This window comes from Halomonas profundus, assembly GCF_020865425.1.
GTDB lineage: Bacteria > Pseudomonadota > Gammaproteobacteria > Pseudomonadales > Halomonadaceae > Vreelandella > Vreelandella titanicae.
The window spans coordinates 2084433-2102385 of the sequence record NZ_CP086344.1 but is presented as its reverse complement, the minus strand read 5'-3'; the positions used below and the strand labels follow the sequence as shown (position 1 = coordinate 2102385).

The window sequence follows — 17953 nt, the reverse complement described above, 5'->3', positions numbered from 1 at the left end:
AGGCCTTATAAAAGAATCAAAAAAAGGGCGCCAAACGGCGCCCAAAATCGGACAGAGAGAGTGCTATTTAATAAAAACGCTTACTTAAAGTTTTTGCGATACATCTTGTCCAGCTCACCGATTATTCCGCTACGGAAACTGAGTACACAGACCACAAAGATGATACCGAGAATAACGCTAACCCAATTCCCCAGCGGTGACTGCGCCAGGATATGCTGCAAGCTGACCACAATACCTGCGCCCATTAACGGGCCCAGCAAGGTGCCCACACCGCCCAGCAGGGTCATCAGAATTACCTCACCGGACATATGCCAGTGCGCATCGGTCAACGAAGCCAACTGGAAGACCACGGTTTTGGTGGAACCCGCCAAGCCCGCTAAACCTGCAGAGATGACGAACGCCACTAGCTTGTAGGCATCGGTGTTGTAACCTAGCGATACCGCGCGAGGCTCGTTTTCACGAATCGCTTTTAGCACCTGGCCAAACGGCGAGTGCACCGTGCGTTGAATCAGCGCGAAGCCGAAGATGAAAATCGCGAACACAAAGTAGTACATCGCCAGGTTACTGCTCAGGCTGATAAACCCAAACAGTTCGCCACGGGGCACGCCATGCAAGCCATCCTCACCGCCGGTAAACGGCGCCTGTACAAACATGAAGTACACCAGTTGGGCGATCGCCAACGTCACCATGGCAAAATAGATACCCTGACGCCTGATGGAGAGCACCCCAAACACCACCCCAAGCAGGGTGGCCAGAACAGTCCCGGCGATAATACCCAGCTCAGGCGTCAGCCCTGGGTAGCTCGCCAACAGGTATCCGGTTACGTAGCCGCCGGTGGCCAAAAATGCCGCATGGCCGAAAGACAAAAGCCCCGCATAGCCCAGCAACAGGTTGAACGCGCAAGCAAACAGCGCAAAACAGAGCACTTTCATCAAGAACACGGGGTAGGCCAAAAATGGCGCGACCAAACCCACCACAATCAGAGCCAGATAGAACATATTGCGGCGAAACTTGGCCCGCTTCTGACGTTCCAGCACCGCGGATGGCGCCGCCATTGATTGAGATTCTGCCATGTTCATGCCTCCTTACCGAACAGCCCAACGGGGCGCAACATGAGCACGAGGATCATGACAAGAAAGATCACCGTATTAGAGGCTTCGGGGTAGTACACCTTGGTCAGCCCTTCGATGATGCCCATGGAAAGCCCGGTAATAATGGCACCTAGAATCGAGCCCATCCCGCCGATTACCACCACCGCAAACACCACGATTAACAAACTCGACCCCATGGTCGGCGATACCGGATAGAGCGGCGCTGCCAACACGCCGGCAAACGCAGCAAGACCAACCCCAAATCCATAGGTAAGCGTGATCAGCAGCGGCACATTAACGCCAAATGCCTGCATCAGCTGCGAGTTCTCAGTACCTGCGCGAAGGTAAGCACCCAACCGCGTACGCTCAATCATAAACCAGGTAAACAGGCACATCGCCAGCGCTGCCACCAGCACCCAGGCGCGATATGTCGGTAGGAACATAAAGCCCAGGTTCAAACCGCCCTGAAGGATCTCCGGTGTAGCGTAACGCGCCCCGGAAACACCGAAGAAGTTGACCAGCGTGCCCTCAAAAATCAGCGCTAAGCCGAAGGTCAGCAGCAGCCCATAGAGGTGATCCAGATGGGCGATCCTGCGCAGCAAAAAGCGCTCTAGCAGCACACCGAAAGCGCCGACCACTAACGGCACCAATATGAGCGCCAGCCAGTAATTAATGCCCAAATAGCGAAAGCCTAATAGCGCGGCGAAGGCTCCCAGCATGTATTGCGCCCCATGGGCAAAGTTGACGATCTTCAACAGGCCGAAGATGACCGCCAGGCCCAGGCTAAGCAGTGCGTAAAAGGCGCCATTCACAAGACCCAGCGTTAGCTGGCCCATGAAGACGGCCATTGGCACGCCGAATATCATCGTCATAACGCGACTCTCCTCGCCCTCAAACAGTTGGCGGCAACTTGCCGCCAACCGGTTCTACACATCACTTGCGATGGCTATCTGGCTCAAGCTCAGCCGGGAAATTAGTTTTGCACCAATTTGCACTGGCTTTCAGATAGCGGGCGGTAGGCTTCTTCGGCGGGAATGGTGCTGAGGATTTCGTAAAGATCCCACTCACCGGTGGACTCATCCGGCGTTTTAACCTGGGCCAGGTACATGTCGTGGATCATGCGGCCATCTTCACGAATGCTGCCGTTGCGGGCAAAGAAGTCCTCAATAGGCATCTCGGCCATTTGTGCACGTACGGTTTCAGGGTCGTCGGTGCCAGCGGCTTCAACGGCTTTCAGGTAGTGCATGGTGCTGGAGTAGATACCCGCTTGAACCATGGTCGGCATGCGGCCTACTTCATCGAAATAGCGCTGTGCCCATTCGCGGGACTGCTCATCCATATCCCAGTACCAGCCTGTAGTTAGCAGCAGGTTCTGAGTGGCTTCCAGGCCAAGGGCGTGAACGTCATTCAAGAAAATCAACAGGCCTGCTAGCTGCTGCCCAGATTGAGTCAAGCCAAACTGGCTGGCCGTAGTGATCGCGTTAACGGTATCGGCACCGGCGTTGGCCAAGCCAATAATTTTCGCGCCAGAGCCCTGAGCCTGAAGAATGTACGAAGAGAAGTCGTTAGTCGGGAAGGGATGACGAACGCCGCCCACAATTTCACCGCCGCTCTCTTCCACTACTTTGGTTACATCGGACTCAAGTGCATGACCGAAGGCGTAGTCTGCGGTCAGCATAAACCAGCTGTCGCCGCCCTGCTCTACGACGGCTTTGGCGGTACCGTTAGCGAGCGGATAGGTGTCGTACACCCAGTGGATGTGGTTAGGAGTACAGTGTTCGTTGGTAATGCTAGAAGCCGCCGAGCCGGACACGATACCCAGACCATTGTTCTCTTCCAGCACTTTGGTCACCGCAATGGACACAGAAGACGCTACTAAACCGCCCACCATATCGACGTTATCCTGATCGATCCAACCACGCACGGTATTAGCACCGACGTCAGCGCTGTTGCGATCATCTGCACTGGAAATAACGATGGACGCGCCATTTACACTGCCGCCAAAATCGGCCACTGCCATCTCCATGGCGGTTAAGCCGCCGGGGCCTGCGAGGTCTCGATAAGTGCCTGACATATCGGCAAGGTAACCAATACGGACTTCACCATCGCTCATATCAGCCTGGGCGGTAGACATAGCGAGGCTTGAAGCGGCCGCGACGGCGATACTGGCGGCCAGCGTTTTTTTCATAAAGGTCATATTCGTCTCCTGGCCCGGAGGCCTTTGTTGTTGTGTAGTCTTTGAGCTGTCGTGAAAGTGTGTACTGCAAATTACTGATTAATATTGTTGTTTTGTGAGCAGCGAAACTGTTGGCGGAATGAACATTTAAGTGTCTAGCCGTGTGTTATACCCCTAGCATTGAGTTGAGATGTTCCCGACGCGATGGCAGCTGCGCGGCGCTGATTTCTTCGACAATCTGACCGTGATCCATCACGAAGTGGCGATCCGCAAGGGGCGCCGCAAAGCGAAAGTTCTGTTCAACAAGCACAATGGTCATACCGCGCTCTTTAAGCTGAACCAGCACTTCGGCAAGTTTCTGCACAATGACGGGAGCAAGCCCTTCGGTAATTTCATCGAGTAGCAGCATGCGCGCACCGGTGCGCAAGATACGCGCCATGGCTAACATCTGCTGTTCACCCCCGGAAAGACGGGTGCCTTGGCTTTTCCGCCGCTCGTAGAGGTTGGGGAACATGGAATAGATTTCATCTAAACTCATCCCACCTGAGCGAACAGTAGGGGGTAAAAGTAGATTTTCGTGGACATCCAAACTGGCAAAAATGCCGCGCTCTTCCGGGCAGTAACCCACCCCTAGACGCGGTATATGGTGCGGCTTCATATGCAGCGTTTCATTGCCGTTAATCACGATAGAGCCCGTTCGGCGCCCTACCATGTTCATGATCGATTTCAATGTGGTGCTACGTCCGGCGCCGTTGCGGCCCAGCAGCGTCACCAGCTCGCCACGCTTCACATCAAAATTGACGCCGTGCAGGATGTGCGACTCGCCATAAAAGGCGTGTAGATCCTGCACGCGCAACATTTCCAGGCTTTGCGTATTTTCAACCGGCGCTTCGGCCTCAGCGATATTCATACGGCTGCTCCCTCTTTTTCAGAACCATCCTCTTCCGCGGCGTCGCTTCCCATATAGGCTTCGCGTACCAATGGATTCCGAGAGACAGCTTCGTAATCGCCCTCAGCCAAAACAGCGCCCCGCGCCAGTACGGTAATGCGATCACACAGTCGGCTAACCACGCTAAGGTTATGCTCCACCATTAATACAGTGCGCCCCTGGGAGACACGCTTTATCAGCGCCACGATGCGGTCGACGTCTTCTGCGCCCATGCCTTGAGTCGGTTCATCAAGCAGCATCATGGTGGGGTCGAGCGCAAGCGTAGTGGCCAGCTCAAGCGCTCGTTTACGACCGTAGGGCATTTCTACCGTTAGCGTATCGGCATATTCACGCAACCCCACTTCTTCCAGTAGTTCAAGCGCGCGCTCATTAAGGTGATCCAGGGATTTCTCAGATTTCCAGAAATGAAACGAGGTACCCAGTTTGCGCTGCAGGGCCACTCGCACATTCTCCAGCGCGGTCATATGGGCGAATACCGCAGAAATCTGAAACGAACGCACCAACCCTAACTGGGCTATTTCGTTGGATTTTTTACTGGTGATTGAGTTGCCGCGATACAAAATATCGCCGCGGGTAGGCGGCAGAAATTTGGTCAATAAGTTAAATACGGTGGTTTTACCCGCACCATTGGGGCCAATCAGTGCGTGAATATGCCCTTCCTGTACCTGGAGATTGACATCGTCCACGGCGGTGAAGCCGCGAAACTCTTTGGTCAGCCCTCGGGTTTCGAGGACAGGTCCCTGAAGGACATCGTTTGCACTCATAGAGTGGCAAGCCTCTTATTGTTGTTGTGCTAATTCTTTACAGGCATGGCAAAAGCGGCTGCTACTGCCTTACCTGAACGTAAGGTGTATGTGCAAACTAGCAACTGTCGCTATAGCAATACAATTACAACTTTGGTCTATCGAGGACATTATCCTGAATTAATAACTGCCTTCAAAACATAAATATCAACAACTTACCTGATTTCAACGCTTTTCAACTGCTAGCAACAATTGCTTTACGTTAACGTAAACTTGTTTTAGCCTCAGTGGCAGTGTTCCATAGGAGTCATATATTGGGAACAACGCCTTATTGAGAGAACGTCACCATGAGCAAAACTTACTCGATCAGTGAACTAGCCAACGAGTTTGATTTAACCACCCGTAGCATTCGCTTCTATGAAGATCAGGAGCTGCTCCACCCTACGCGCCGCGGGCAAACCAGGGTTTACAGCAGCAAAGACCGTGTACGGCTGAAGCTCACTATTCGCGGTAAGCGGCTAGGGTTTTCATTGGCAGAGATACGCGAACTGTTCGAGCTTTGGGACGAAACCCGCAGCGGCAGTAAAAAGCAGCTGCATCTAATGCTTAGCAAAATAGGCGAGCGCCGTGCGGCGCTGGATCAACAAATGAAAGACATCACCATGGTTCAGCTAGAGCTTGAAAGCGCTGAGATCCGCTGCCGCCAAGCGCTCGAAGAACTGCTCGAAAAAGAGCCTCAAGAAACACAAAACGAAGAAGAGCACGCGAGTTCGGCCGATAAAGCCTCAGCCCCCTCTTCCGCCACTATGCACTGACGCGTCCGCCAGCTCGATTAGCCGACACAGCTACGCCAGCCCAGATGGCTAATTACAAATAGCAAACACAAATAATCAGCACAGGTGATTGACCATGTTTTCACACTACTCAGAACTCAATTTTGGCCTCGAAGACGAACTGAACATGTTACGCGAGCAGGTCAACGCCTTTGCTGCCAGCGAGATTGCGCCCCGCGCGGCCGAAATCGACCGCAACAACGAATTCCCTAACGACCTGTGGAAGAAGTTTGGCGATATGGGGCTATTAGGGATTACCGTCTCGGAAGAGGATGGCGGCAGCGGCATGGGCTATCTTGCCCACTGCATTGCCATGGAAGAGATCTCCCGGGCCAGCGCATCGGTAGCGCTCTCTTACGGCGCCCACTCCAACCTGTGCGTTAACCAGATCAAGATCAACGCCACCGCCGAACAGAAAGCCAAGTACCTCCCCAAACTGATCAGCGGCGACCACGTGGGCGCTTTGGCCATGTCGGAACCCGGCGCAGGCTCTGACGTTGTCTCGATGCAGCTGCGTGCCAAGCAGAATGGCGACCACTACATCCTTAACGGCAATAAAATGTGGATCACCAACGGCCCCGATGCGGATGTGCTGGTGGTGTACGCCAAAACAGATCCAGACGCCGGTTCCAAAGGCATCACTGCGTTTATTATCGAAAAAGGCATGCCCGGTTTCTCCACCGCTCAGAAGCTCGACAAGCTGGGCATGCGCGGTTCCAACACCTGTGAGCTGGTGTTCCAGGATTGCGCCGTGCCTGCTGAAAACATTCTCGGTGACGAAGGAAAAGGCGTACGCGTACTGATGAGCGGGCTGGATTATGAGCGTACCGTACTGGCCGCTGGCCCGATTGGCATTATGCAGGCCGCCATGGATGTGGTGATGCCCTATATTCACGAGCGCAAGCAGTTCAATCAGTCGATTGGTGAGTTCCAACTGGTGCAGGGCAAAGTGGCGGATATGTACACGACTCTGAACGCCTGTCGCGCCTACCTTTATGCCGTAGCCGGTGCCTGTGATCGTGGCCAAACTTCTCGCAAAGACGCCGCCGGGGTGATTCTCTACTGCGCTGAAAAGGCCACGCAAGTAGCGCTGGATTCCATTCAATTGCTGGGCGGCAACGGCTATATCAACGAATACCCCACCGGGCGCCTGCTGCGCGATGCCAAGCTGTATGAGATCGGCGCGGGCACCAGCGAAATTCGCCGGATGCTGATTGGTCGCGAACTGTTCACTGAAAGTAAGTAAGGGTCCTGTCATGAGCTCCATTTCCACTCAGATCAACCCGCGCAGCGATGTGTTTCAAGCCAACGAAGCCTCAATGCTCGGTGAAGTGAACAAACTGCGTGAACTGACCGCTGCCGTCGCCCAGGGTGGCGGTGCCAAAGCCCGCGAGCGTCACGAAAGCCGCGGCAAGCTGTTTGTACGCGACCGCATCGATCACTTGATTGATGAAGGTTCGCCATTTCTAGAGTTTTCCGCCCTTGCGGCGCACAACATATACGATAGCGAGATCCCTGCCGCTGGTGTGGTCACTGGTATTGGCCGTGTTTCCGGCGTGGAGTGCGTGATCGTCGCTAACGATGCCACGGTGAAAGGCGGCACCTACTTTCCGCTCACGGTGAAAAAGCATATTCGCGCCCAGGAGATTGCCCGCAAGCATCGCCTGCCGTGTATCTATTTAGTCGATTCCGGCGGTGCCTTTCTGCCCCGCCAGGATGAAGTCTTCCCCGACCGTGATCACTTCGGGCGCATTTTCTATAATCAGGCGACCATGTCCGCCGAGGGCATCCCGCAAATCGCCGTGGTGATGGGGTCGTGTACCGCAGGTGGCGCTTATGTGCCTGCAATGGCGGATGAGTCGATCATCGTCAAAGAACAGGGAACGATTTTCCTGGGTGGCCCGCCCTTGGTAAAAGCCGCCACCGGTGAAAGCATTAGCGCTGAAGATCTGGGCGGTGCAGATGTTCACGCCAAGGTCAGCGGTGTCGCCGACCACTACGCGGAAAACGACGCCCATGCGCTACAGTTGGCTCGCGCCTGTGTGTCGCGGCTGAACTGGCAAAAGCGTGGCAAGCTCGCCATGCAGGCACCCAAGCCACCCAAGCTTGACCCTGCTGAGCTGTACGGCATTGTCGGTACCGACCTGAAAAAGCCCTACGACGTGCGGGAAGTGATTGGCCGCATCGTCGATGACTCCGACTTTGACGAGTTCAAGCGCTACTACGGTGAAACCCTGGTCACCGGCTTTGCGCATATTCACGGCTACCCAGTGGGTATTGTGGCCAATAACGGCGTGCTGTTTTCCGAAAGTGCGGTGAAAGGCGCGCACTTTATCGAGCTTTGCGCCCAGCGCAAGATCCCGCTGATCTTCCTGCAGAACATTACCGGCTTTATGGTCGGCTCCAAATACGAGCACGAAGGCATCGCCAAGCACGGCGCCAAACTTGTGACTGCCGTAGCCTGCGCCAAGGTGCCCAAATACACCGTTCTGATTGGCGGCAGCTTCGGCGCCGGTAACTACGGTATGTGTGGCCGCGCTTACGACCCCAACCTGCTGTTTATGTGGCCCAACGCGCGCATTTCAGTGATGGGCGGCGAGCAGGCGGCGGGCGTGCTGGCCCAGGTTAAGCGCGAGCAACATGAGCGCGAAGGCCGCGAGTGGAGTAAAGCGGACGAAGAAGCCTTTAAGCAGCCCACCCGCGACCAGTACGAGCATCAGGGCCACCCCTACTACGCCAGCGCCCGCTTATGGGACGACGGCGTGATTGATCCGCTGCAAACCCGCGATGTGTTAGGGCTTTCTTTAGCTGCCGCGATGAACGCAGAAATCGAAGAGACACGCTTCGGCGTGTTCCGGATGTAAGGGGGTCTTACCATGGCTTACTCAACACTGAATATAGAAGAGGGTGTGGCGCGCCTGACCTTAAACCGCCCCGAAGTGCATAACGCTTTTGATGACAGCCTGATTGCTGAGCTAAACGCGCACCTTGACCAGTTGCATTCGTTGGCCGAATCAGGCGATGTGCGCGCGGTAGTGCTGGGTTCAGAAGGCAAAAGCTTCTCAGCGGGTGCCGATCTGAACTGGATGAAGCGCATGGTCGATTACGACCTGGATGATAACGTCGCCGATTCCCACAAGCTCGCCGCGCTCATGCACGGCCTGGATACGCTGCCCTGCCCTACCGTCTGCCGTGTGCAAGGCGCCGCCTTTGGCGGCGCGGTGGGTTTGGCCGCTTGCTGCGATGTAGTGATCGCCTCGGGAAAAGCCAAATTCTGCCTTTCGGAAGTCAAAATAGGCCTATCGCCCGCGGTCATCAGCCCTTACGTGCAGCGGGCTCTGGGCGAGCGACAGATGCGCCGCTATGCGTTAACCGCAGAAGTCATGGACGCCGAAATAGCGCTCGCGCTGGGTTTAGTCCATCTGGTGGTGGAGCACGACAAGCTAGACGACGAGGTGGACGCCATGCTGGCCACCCTATTAGCCGGCTCGCCCCAAGCCCAGCGCGCCACCAAGGCACTGATGGCCTCGGTTGCTCAAGCGCCTGACAGTGACGCCACCCGCGAACATACCTGCCAGGTGATCGCCAAGCTGCGAGTAAGCCAAGAAGGGCAAGAGGGTTTATCCAGTTTCTTTGAAAAGCGCCGCCCCGTCTGGGCCGATTCTAATAACACACCCCACGCTTCGGAGCGTCGCTCATGAGTCATTCGCCAGTCACTGAAAACGCCGCTCGCACGACGCCTTTTGACACGCTTCTAGTCGCCAACCGCGGCGAAATCGCCTGCCGGGTAATGCGCACTGCCCGCCGCATGGGCCTGAAAACCGTCGCGGTTTACTCTGATGCCGATGCCAGCGCACGCCACGTACGTGAAGCCGACGAGGCCGTACGCCTGGGGCCTGCTGCCGCCCGGGAAAGCTATCTCAATATCGATGCGGTGATCGAAGCCGCCAAGCGCACCGGCACCGGCGCTATTCACCCCGGCTACGGCTTTCTTTCTGAAAACGGCAGCTTCGTCAAAGCCCTTGAAGAAGCAGGCGTTACCTTTGTCGGCCCGCCCGCCTCGGCGATTGCCGCCATGGGCGACAAATCCGCCGCCAAAGCGCGTATGGCCAATGCGGGCGTGCCGCTGGTGCCGGGCTACCATGGTGACGATCAGGACGACGCTCTGCTGCGCGGCGAAGCCGACAAAATCGGCTACCCGGTGATGCTCAAAGCCAGCGCCGGTGGCGGTGGTAAAGGGATGCGCGTGGTTGAATCTGGCGATAGTTTTCAAGCTGCATTAGATGGCTGCCGCCGTGAATCCAAAGCGGCTTTTGGTGATGACCGGATGCTGATCGAGAAGTATCTGGTGCAGCCCCGCCATGTGGAAGTACAGGTATTCTGCGACCGCCACGGCAACGGCGTTTACCTGTTCGAGCGGGACTGCAGCGTTCAGCGGCGCCATCAAAAAGTGATCGAAGAAGCCCCGGCCCCCGGCATGACGGCAGAGCTGCGCAGCGCTATGGGCGATGCCGCGGTGCGCGCCGCCCAGGAGATCGGCTATGTGGGCGCAGGTACCGTCGAATTTTTACTCGACATTGATGGTTCGTTCTACTTTATGGAGATGAACACTCGCCTCCAGGTCGAACACCCGGTGACCGAAATGATCACCGGTCAGGATCTGGTCGAGTGGCAGCTGCGCGTCGCCATGGGCGAGCCGCTGCCTTGCACCCAGGACGAACTCACGATCACCGGCCATAGCTTTGAAGCGCGTATCTACGCCGAAGACCCGGATCAGGATTTCCTGCCCGCCACCGGCCTGCTCACTCACTTTGCACTGGATTTAGAAGGTGCTGGTCTAAGCGTAGATCAGGTGCGTTTGGACAGCGGTGTGGAGAGCGGTGATGCAGTGTCAATGCACTACGACCCCATGCTCGCCAAGCTGATCGTTCACGGCGCCGACCGCGATGCGGCGCTGGCTACACTCAACCGCGCATTGGCGGCGCTGGATGTACAGGGTGTTGTGACCAACCGTGCCTTCTTAATGCGCCTGGCGACCCATCCCGGCTTTAAGAGCGTGGAGCTGGATACCCGCTTTATCGAGCGCAACGAAGCGACGCTGTTTGCTCCCCGCACTTATAGCATGGAGGCCTACGCCAGCGCGGCGCTGATTGGCCTGAATCAACTGGCTCAGGAGTGCGAAAGCGACTCGCCCTGGGATCGCCACGACGGCTTCCGCCTCAACGCACCGCACACCATTCGCATCGCCCTGTGTGACCCGGCAAGTGCACAAGCGCCGGATAGCTATGAAGCGGTAGTGATCGTCGAAGGTAAACGCAGCCCTGGCGAGTCGCTGTGGAATCTCACTATTGGTGATGAAACCCTTACCGCGAGTTTGCAGCCGCTCACCGGCGATGCGGTCGCGGTTACCTTGAATGGCCATCGCCGCCGTCTGCAGGCGCGGCGCGACGGACATGTAGTGGTGATGGCCGACCCAAGCGGTGAAACGCGCCTGTTCTGGCGGCGCATTGATGCCATCGACCACGGCCACCACGAAGCGGAATCCACGCTGACCGCCCCCATGAACGGCACGGTCGTTGCATTGCTGGTGGAACCCGGCGTTAATGTTGAGAAAGGCATGCCGCTAATGGTGATGGAAGCCATGAAAATGGAGCACACCATGACCGCCCCCGCCGATGGCAGCGTGGAGACGTTCCACTTCCAGGCCGGAGACACCGTCAGCCAAGGCGCCATACTGCTCGACTTTGCGGCCAACGAATAGGAGTCACTGATGCCACTGCCTACCTCTGTAAAGCTGTTTGAAATGTCGCCCCGTGACGGCCTGCAAAACGAGCCCGGTGCCATTGTGCCCACCGCGACTAAGATTGCTCTGATCGAGCGGCTTGCTCAAGCGGGTATCACGCATATCGAAGCCGCCAGCTTTGTATCACCTAAGTGGGTGCCACAAATGGGCGACGCCGTTGAGGTCATGGCCGGCATCAAACGCCAGCCAGGCGTGGTGTACTCCGCGCTGACGCCCAATCTAAAAGGGCTCGAAAACGCGCTAACCGTGGGTATTGAGGAGGTCGCGGTATTTGGTGCGGCGTCTGAAGCCTTCTCGCAAAAGAACATTAATTGTTCGATTGCTGAATCGCTGACCCGCTTTGAGCCGGTGTTAGAGCGCGCCCGAGAGGCTGGCGTGCGCGTGCGCGGCTACGTCTCCTGCGTATTGGGCTGCCCCTACGAAGGCGAGATAGCCCCCGCCAAAGTGGCTGAAGTGGCCAAGGCGCTTTATGAAATGGGATGCTACGAGGTGTCCCTGGGCGACACCATTGGCGTCGGCACGCCGCTGGCTGCTAAACGCATGATTGAGACGACGCGCCAACAGGTGCCCATTGAGTTTCTGGCCGCTCACTTCCACGACACCTACGGCATGGCGCTGGCCAATCTTTATGCCGTCCTAGAAGAAGGCGTTAGCGTTATTGATGCCGCTACCGCAGGGCTTGGCGGCTGCCCCTATGCCAAGGGCGCTTCCGGCAACGTAGCCACTGAAGACGTGCTCTATCTGATGGAAGGGCTGGGGATTGAAACGGGCATCGACCTACAGGCCGTGATCGAAACCGGCTACTGGATCACCCACGAGCTAGGCCGCAAGCCCAGTTCCAAGGTGGCCTTGGCAAAAGGCCTTAGCCGTTAAATAAGACATGAATAATAAAAATTAAAAGCAGCTAGCTAGCCCCTGCCTTCCCGTTCGGACAAGAAAAAAATCGGAGAGATACACCATGGCATCACCGGCTCTTACCCAACCCAGCTACTCCAGCAGCATGGCTGACAAGCCGCTTCTTGGCATGACGATCGGCGATAAATTTGACCAAATCGCGACGCAATATGCTGATAATGACGCGCTGATCGTACTGCATCAGAACATTCACTGGAGCTACCGCCAGCTCCAGGAAGAGGTCAACCGCTGTGCCCGTGCGCTGCTCTCCATCGGCGTCAATAAAGGCGACCGTGTGGCCATTTGGGCACCCAACTGCAGCGAATGGACATTGACTCAGTTCGCCACGGCCAAAATCGGTGCCATTCTGGTCAACATCAATCCCTCTTACCGCACCCACGAATTGGAGTACGCGCTAAACCAATCCGGCGCGCGCTTCTTGGTCACCGCTAACAGCTTCAAGAGCTCTGACTACAGCGCCATGCTGTATGAGCTGGCACCCGAATTAAAAGCCAGTAACGATGGCGAGCTGAAGTCACAAAAGCTGCCCGACCTTGAGTGCATTATTAATTTAAGCAGCGAAAAGCTGAGCGGCATGTGGCGCTGGTCTGACCTGATGAAAGAAGCTAATAAGGTTAGGCAAACCGATGTTGACGACCTGCAGGCGACGCTGCAGTTTGATGATGCGATCAATATCCAATACACCTCCGGCACCACAGGCTTTCCTAAAGGTGCGACGCTTTCCCACCATAATATTCTCAACAACGGCTTCTTCGTGGCGGAGAGCATGGGCTTTACCAGCGAAGACCGCCTGGTGATTCCGGTACCGCTTTATCACTGCTTTGGCATGGTGATGGGCAACCTGGGCTGTATGACCCACGGCGCCACCATGATCTACCCGGATGAGGGCTTCGATCCCGGCAAGGTGCTCAAGGCAGTGCACGATCAAAAAGCCACCGCGCTCTACGGCGTGCCCACCATGTTTATCGCCGAGCTTGATCATCCCGACTTCCCTGGTACCGACCTCTCATCCCTGCGCACTGGCATCATGGCGGGCTCGATCTGCCCTGCGGAAATCATGAAGCAGGTGATCAACAAGATGAATATGAAGGGCGTGCAGATCGCCTACGGCATGACCGAAACCAGCCCGGTCTCCACTCAAACGGGTGCCAACGACAGCATTGAGAAACGCGTTTCCACCGTGGGCCGTACCCAGCCGCACCTGGAAAGCAAAATCGTCGACCCCGGTAACGGCGGTATCTTGCCACGTGGTGAAATCGGCGAGCTGTGTACCCGCGGCTACAGCGTGATGCTCAAGTACTGGAATAACGACAAAGCTACCGCCGAGGCGATTGACGAAGCGGGCTGGATGCACACCGGTGACCTGGCCACCATGGATGAAGAGGGCTACATCCAGATCGTCGGCCGCATCAAAGATATGGTCATTCGCGGCGGCGAGAACGTCTATCCCAAAGAGATCGAAGAATTTCTCTACGCCCACCCGGCGATCTCAGAAGTACAGGTCACCGGCGTGCCCGACAAGAAGTATGGTGAAGAGCTGATTGCCTGGGTGAAACTCAACAGCACCGCGGGTGACGTCACCGGTGAAGAGCTACGCGAGTACTGCAAAGGCAAGATCACCCACTTCAAAATTCCGCGCTACTTTAAGTTCGTTGACGAATTTCCAATGACCGTCACCGGCAAGATTCAGAAATTTAAAATGCGTGAAATTTCCATTCAAGAGTTGGGCTTGGATCAAGAATCGTAAGCGATGCCCCCTTCCAACCCTTTAGCCGATCATTATCAGCGCGCCCTGCGCGCTGATGAGGTATTGGCACAGATTGATAGCCACTATCCCGCAGGTCCCACGCTGCATCAACTGGCTCCCTTGGATCAGTTGCATATTGGCGGCGTGGCAGCCTCTACACGGCTGCTGGAACGGCTCAACCCTGACACCCACAGAAAGGTGCTGGATATTGGCGCTGGGCTGGGCGGGCTAATGCGCCAGGGTGCTTCACTTGGTTTTCAAATGACGGGGCTGGATATCACCCACGGTTTTAGTGCGCTCAATAAATCGCTGAGCTTACGGATCAGTCAGCCAGACGCCCCACCGCTTGCCTGGGTAACGGGCGATGCTTGCGCTCTGCCCTTTGCGGATAACAGCTTTGATGCCGTGCTGTTTCAGCACAGCCTGCTCAATATGCCCAATGCCTCCAAGGTAATCACAGAAAGTCGACGAGTTCTGCGCCCCGGTGGGCAGTTAGTGATGCACGAAGTCGTCAGTGGCCCCAACGTAGCTCAACTTCGCTACCCAGTGCCTTGGGCAGCCTCCTCCAAGCACTCCCATCTACTTACCTTGGTTGAACTGACTCGACTGCTTGAAATAGGCGGCTTTCAACTTGAACACGTGGACGACTGGAGCGAAATGGCCTTGGCGTGGCGCCAGCGGCAACGTCAAAAAGAGCAAGCGCCACAGCAAGCGGTGCTGTCCCCCCAGTGGGTATTTGGCGAGCGCTTTATCACTATGGGTAAAAATTTAGTCGATAACCTAGCCCAGGGCGCAATTAAAGTGGTGGAAATCCAAGCCAGTTGCTAATCTGAATAGAGTTGCTTTTTCCTCTCTACCCATGGCTATACGACAACACTTGGGTATGTACCGATAGGTGTAAGAGAAATGCCAATCAAACGCTTGGCAAGCACCCTGCTCTGCTGCTCCGTTCCCTGGTTTAGCAGCTACGCCGACGACACTCCGCCGGTGATGGCCTATACCGCCCCTAATAGCGAACTCATGCAGCTGGATAACGGCGTTATCTTAGAAGGCAGTGACCTTCAAAGCCTCGATAACTATACCAGCGGTTTTCGGGTCACCGCAGGCTACAGCCCCTGGCGCCTCCCCCAACTCGATATTGGCGCTGAAATTGCCTACCGGGAAAGCGACGAAATCTCCACTTCCTCCGGTGTTAACCCGCTCATCATGGATACGCTCAGTTTAGGTGGCGCCATTGTTGCCGGAGTTCGCATGGGTGCTTTCAGCGTCTATGCGAAGTCCGGCATCACAGAATGGCGTGGGGAAAGCGACCTGGAAGGCGCCGATGAAAGCGGTACTGCATTGCTACAAGGTTTCGGCGCCACGGTAACGATCAACCGGCTCGTCAGCCGCCTAGAGTACGAACGCATCGACGCCCCAACGCTCAGCCACCTCAATATGCTAAGTGCCTCGTTGCATCTTCCGTTCTAACGCCCAACCTAAATTAATTTAAATTCGCTTTTCTCTGATTACCCATCGATTTGTAAGATATGGCTTAAAATTTTGTAAGCCATATCTTACAAGCGTGTAAGCCATTAACGCTTCGTGCCCTCAAGGGGTTGCGCTTCAACTCTGCCTCGCTATTCTGACCGCTTCTCATTAGCAGTTAATGATCCAAGGAGCGGAGCGATGGCGGACAAAACGGGCCTGCAATTTACCCTGACCCTACCCGGGGCCGATGACACCGCCGTGGTGCGCTTTACCCATCGCGAGGCGCTGTCGGAGCCGTTTGCGCTCTCGGTTGAGTTTGCCAGCCGTACCCACAACCTATCGCCCAGCGACTGTTTGGATCAAAACGCCACCCTGACCATTTGGCAGGACGGCGAGCCGCTACGCCGCGTGCATGGGATGATTTCAGAGCTTCACCGCGGCGATAGGGGGCACCGCCGCAGCTTTTACCGGGTCGAGATTCGTCCCGCGCTGTGGCGGCTATCGCTGCGCCATAATTCGCGGATCTTTCAGGACACCTCGCCTTTTGACGCCATCACCACCCTCGCTAATGAGCGTAGCCTCACCGATATCGGCTTTGCGACTACTCGCACGCCCCTTGATCGGGAGTTTTTGGTTCAGTACCGGGAGACCGATCTGGCCTTTATCGAGCGTTTAGCCGCCGAAGAGGGCTGCTTCTATTTCCATGAGTTTGAGAACGCCGAGGGTGGCAAACACCAGCTGGTGTTTGCCGATGCCACGGTGGTGCTGCCCAGCGTGGGCGAGCGCACCTACCACGGCCGCGCCGGGGGCACCCCGCCTCGACGCCACCTGCGTAAATTGCGTCAGGCCAACCGCGTGCGCCCCGCCTCGGCGATGCTCAAGGACTACACCTTTAAAAACCCGCCCTATGCGCAGATCCATGAGCACCTCGCTCCCAACTTGGGCGAACACGCCCAGCGGGAGGATTACGAACACTTTGACTACCCTGGCCGCTACAAGAAGGACGCCTCCGGCAAGCCGTTTACCCGCCACCGGTTAGAGTCCCTACGCGCCGACGCCACCACCGCCGAGGCCGAGAGTGACTTACCGGAGCTCGCCCCGGGTATCTGCTTTACCCTCGCCGACCACGATATCGACAGCCTTAACCGTGCCTGGCAGGTGGTCTCGGTGGTGCACTACGGCGAGCAGCCCCAGGCCCTGGAAGAGGACGGTATGGCGCGGGGTGGTAATGGCGGTAGCAGTGCCCAGTCGGGCGAGCTGATGACCCGTTACCACAACGACGTGGTGATCATGCCGAAGGATCAGACTTTCCGCCCGTTGCCCAATCCCAAACCGCGGGTCGATGGGCCCCAGGTGGCCTTTGTGGTCGGCCCCGAAGGCGAAGAGATCTACTGCGACGAACACGGCCGGGTCAAGGTGCAGTTCCCCTGGGATCGCTACGCCGAACCCAACGAGACCGCCAGCTGTTGGATACGGGTGGCTCAGGGTTGGGCAGGCGGTGGCTACGGCAGTATGGCGATCCCCCGGATCGGCCACGAGGTCATTGTCTCGTTTTTAGAGGGCGACCCCGATCAGCCGCTGGTCACCGGGCGCACCTACCACGCGGTGAATACCCCGCCCTATCCACTGCCGGCCAACAAGACCCGCACGGTGATCCGCACCCAGAGCCATAAGTCGGAAGGCTTTAACGAACTGCGCTTTGAGGACGCCACCGGCGAAGAGCAGATCTGGCTGCATGCCCAGAAAGACCTGGAGCTGCTCACCCTTAACGACCGCACCGAGGAGATCCGTCGGGACAGCCACCTTAAGCTCCACCGCAACCGCTTGAGCGAAATCCATAACGACGACCATCTCACCGTACACGGCAAGCGCTACACTCAGATCAAGGGCGATGACCACCTCCAGGTCGATCAGACCCGCCATGAGGTCTACGGTGAAGCCCAACTGGTCGAGACCGGCCGCGAGCTGCACCACAAAGCGGGCAGCCAGATCGTCCTGGAAGCAGGCAGCGAGATCACCCTGAAGGCGGGCGGCAGCTTTATCAAGCTCGACCCCGGCGGCGTGACCATTGTCGGCCCCCAGGTCAAGATCAACTCCGGCGGTAGCCCCGGGCGTGGCCAGGGCCAGGCGATTGTACTGCCCCGCTTACCCGGGGAGGCCGAGCCCGAGGAGAGCGAGAACGTTACCCTCGAACCGCACCAGACGCCGCTGCTGAGCAGCGAGATT

At 56.7% G+C, this 17953-nt stretch carries 14 protein-coding genes and 1 pseudogene; 10 read left to right on the top strand and 5 right to left on the bottom strand.

Annotation, left to right across the window (positions count from 1 at the left end):
- Nucleotides 1–80: 80 nt before the first annotated feature.
- The 5 genes from LMS44_RS09365 to LMS44_RS09345 all read right to left on the bottom strand — a co-directional run bounded on the left by LMS44_RS09365 (nucleotide 81) and on the right by LMS44_RS09345 (nucleotide 4980).
- The gene (locus LMS44_RS09365; RefSeq protein WP_027959159.1) at nucleotides 81–1073 is read right to left on the bottom strand and encodes a branched-chain amino acid ABC transporter permease; all 993 of its coding nucleotides are present in this window, start codon (nucleotides 1071–1073) and stop codon (nucleotides 81–83) included.
- 2 nt (nucleotides 1074–1075) lie between these two features.
- Nucleotides 1076–1963 carry a branched-chain amino acid ABC transporter permease gene (locus LMS44_RS09360; RefSeq protein ID WP_022523807.1) on the bottom strand — a complete coding sequence of 296 codons (888 nt, stop codon included), beginning with the start codon at nucleotides 1961–1963 and terminating at the stop codon, nucleotides 1076–1078.
- Between the two features lie 101 nt (nucleotides 1964–2064).
- Nucleotides 2065–3288, bottom strand: a complete 1224-nt coding sequence (locus LMS44_RS09355) for an ABC transporter substrate-binding protein (RefSeq protein WP_022523808.1) — start codon at nucleotides 3286–3288, stop codon at nucleotides 2065–2067.
- A gap of 145 nt (nucleotides 3289–3433) precedes the next feature.
- Complete coding sequence (locus LMS44_RS09350) at nucleotides 3434–4177, bottom strand: ABC transporter ATP-binding protein (RefSeq protein ID WP_278371322.1); 744 nt, start codon at nucleotides 4175–4177, stop codon at nucleotides 3434–3436.
- Nucleotides 4174–4980: an ABC transporter ATP-binding protein gene (locus LMS44_RS09345; RefSeq protein ID WP_278371321.1), complete on the bottom strand. Its 807-nt coding sequence runs from the start codon at nucleotides 4978–4980 to the stop codon at nucleotides 4174–4176. Before LMS44_RS09345 ends, LMS44_RS09350 begins: the two co-directional genes overlap by 4 nt.
- Before the next feature lie 326 nt (nucleotides 4981–5306).
- On the opposite strand from LMS44_RS09345, the gene LMS44_RS09340 reads away from it, so the two are divergent.
- From LMS44_RS09340 to LMS44_RS09295, 10 genes and pseudogenes are all read left to right on the top strand, one after another.
- Entirely contained in the window at nucleotides 5307–5774 is a 468-nt protein-coding gene (locus tag LMS44_RS09340; RefSeq protein WP_022523812.1) for a MerR family transcriptional regulator, read from the top strand.
- A 94-nt stretch (nucleotides 5775–5868) separates the two neighbouring features.
- Nucleotides 5869–7038, top strand: a complete 1170-nt coding sequence (locus tag LMS44_RS09335; protein WP_278371320.1) for an isovaleryl-CoA dehydrogenase — start codon at nucleotides 5869–5871, stop codon at nucleotides 7036–7038.
- Between the two features lie 10 nt (nucleotides 7039–7048).
- A complete protein-coding gene (locus tag LMS44_RS09330) occupies nucleotides 7049–8656 on the top strand; it encodes a carboxyl transferase domain-containing protein (RefSeq protein ID WP_035578659.1) in 1608 nt (535 codons plus the stop codon).
- A 12-nt stretch (nucleotides 8657–8668) separates the two neighbouring features.
- On the top strand, nucleotides 8669–9493 hold the full coding sequence (locus LMS44_RS09325; RefSeq protein ID WP_278371319.1) for an enoyl-CoA hydratase/isomerase family protein: 825 nt from the start codon (nucleotides 8669–8671) through the stop codon (nucleotides 9491–9493).
- Nucleotides 9490–11553 (top strand): acetyl/propionyl/methylcrotonyl-CoA carboxylase subunit alpha, encoded by a 2064-nt coding sequence (locus tag LMS44_RS09320; protein WP_278371292.1) that lies wholly within the window; start codon nucleotides 9490–9492, stop codon nucleotides 11551–11553. Before LMS44_RS09325 ends, LMS44_RS09320 begins: the two co-directional genes overlap by 4 nt.
- A 9-nt stretch (nucleotides 11554–11562) precedes the next feature.
- Complete coding sequence (locus LMS44_RS09315) at nucleotides 11563–12468, top strand: hydroxymethylglutaryl-CoA lyase (protein WP_498947238.1); 906 nt, start codon at nucleotides 11563–11565, stop codon at nucleotides 12466–12468.
- An 85-nt stretch (nucleotides 12469–12553) separates the two neighbouring features.
- Complete coding sequence (locus LMS44_RS09310) at nucleotides 12554–14257, top strand: AMP-binding protein (RefSeq protein ID WP_278371284.1); 1704 nt, start codon at nucleotides 12554–12556, stop codon at nucleotides 14255–14257.
- A 3-nt stretch (nucleotides 14258–14260) separates the two neighbouring features.
- The gene (locus LMS44_RS09305; RefSeq protein ID WP_278371282.1) at nucleotides 14261–15085 is read left to right on the top strand and encodes a class I SAM-dependent methyltransferase; all 825 of its coding nucleotides are present in this window, start codon (nucleotides 14261–14263) and stop codon (nucleotides 15083–15085) included.
- A gap of 78 nt (nucleotides 15086–15163) precedes the next feature.
- Nucleotides 15164–15727: a putative outer membrane beta-barrel protein gene (locus tag LMS44_RS09300; RefSeq protein ID WP_009286455.1), complete on the top strand. Its 564-nt coding sequence runs from the start codon at nucleotides 15164–15166 to the stop codon at nucleotides 15725–15727.
- A gap of 198 nt (nucleotides 15728–15925) precedes the next feature.
- Nucleotides 15926–17938: pseudogene (locus tag LMS44_RS09295) on the top strand (type VI secretion system Vgr family protein); the annotation flags it as partial.
- Nucleotides 17939–17953 lie beyond the last annotated feature (15 nt).

Coding starts and splice junctions, on each gene's coding strand:
- LMS44_RS09365 (WP_027959159.1), bottom strand. CDS start 1,073: ATGGCAGAATCTCAATCAATGGCGGCGCCATCCGCGGTGCTGGAACGT.
- LMS44_RS09360 (WP_022523807.1), bottom strand. CDS start 1,963: ATGACGATGATATTCGGCGTGCCAATGGCCGTCTTCATGGGCCAGCTA.
- LMS44_RS09355 (WP_022523808.1), bottom strand. CDS start 3,288: ATGACCTTTATGAAAAAAACGCTGGCCGCCAGTATCGCCGTCGCGGCC.
- LMS44_RS09350 (WP_278371322.1), bottom strand. CDS start 4,177: ATGAATATCGCTGAGGCCGAAGCGCCGGTTGAAAATACGCAAAGCCTG.
- LMS44_RS09345 (WP_278371321.1), bottom strand. CDS start 4,980: ATGAGTGCAAACGATGTCCTTCAGGGACCTGTCCTCGAAACCCGAGGG.
- LMS44_RS09340 (WP_022523812.1), top strand. CDS start 5,307: ATGAGCAAAACTTACTCGATCAGTGAACTAGCCAACGAGTTTGATTTA.
- LMS44_RS09335 (WP_278371320.1), top strand. CDS start 5,869: ATGTTTTCACACTACTCAGAACTCAATTTTGGCCTCGAAGACGAACTG.
- LMS44_RS09330 (WP_035578659.1), top strand. CDS start 7,049: ATGAGCTCCATTTCCACTCAGATCAACCCGCGCAGCGATGTGTTTCAA.
- LMS44_RS09325 (WP_278371319.1), top strand. CDS start 8,669: ATGGCTTACTCAACACTGAATATAGAAGAGGGTGTGGCGCGCCTGACC.
- LMS44_RS09320 (WP_278371292.1), top strand. CDS start 9,490: ATGAGTCATTCGCCAGTCACTGAAAACGCCGCTCGCACGACGCCTTTT.
- LMS44_RS09315 (WP_498947238.1), top strand. CDS start 11,563: ATGCCACTGCCTACCTCTGTAAAGCTGTTTGAAATGTCGCCCCGTGAC.
- LMS44_RS09310 (WP_278371284.1), top strand. CDS start 12,554: ATGGCATCACCGGCTCTTACCCAACCCAGCTACTCCAGCAGCATGGCT.
- LMS44_RS09305 (WP_278371282.1), top strand. CDS start 14,261: ATGCCCCCTTCCAACCCTTTAGCCGATCATTATCAGCGCGCCCTGCGC.
- LMS44_RS09300 (WP_009286455.1), top strand. CDS start 15,164: ATGCCAATCAAACGCTTGGCAAGCACCCTGCTCTGCTGCTCCGTTCCC.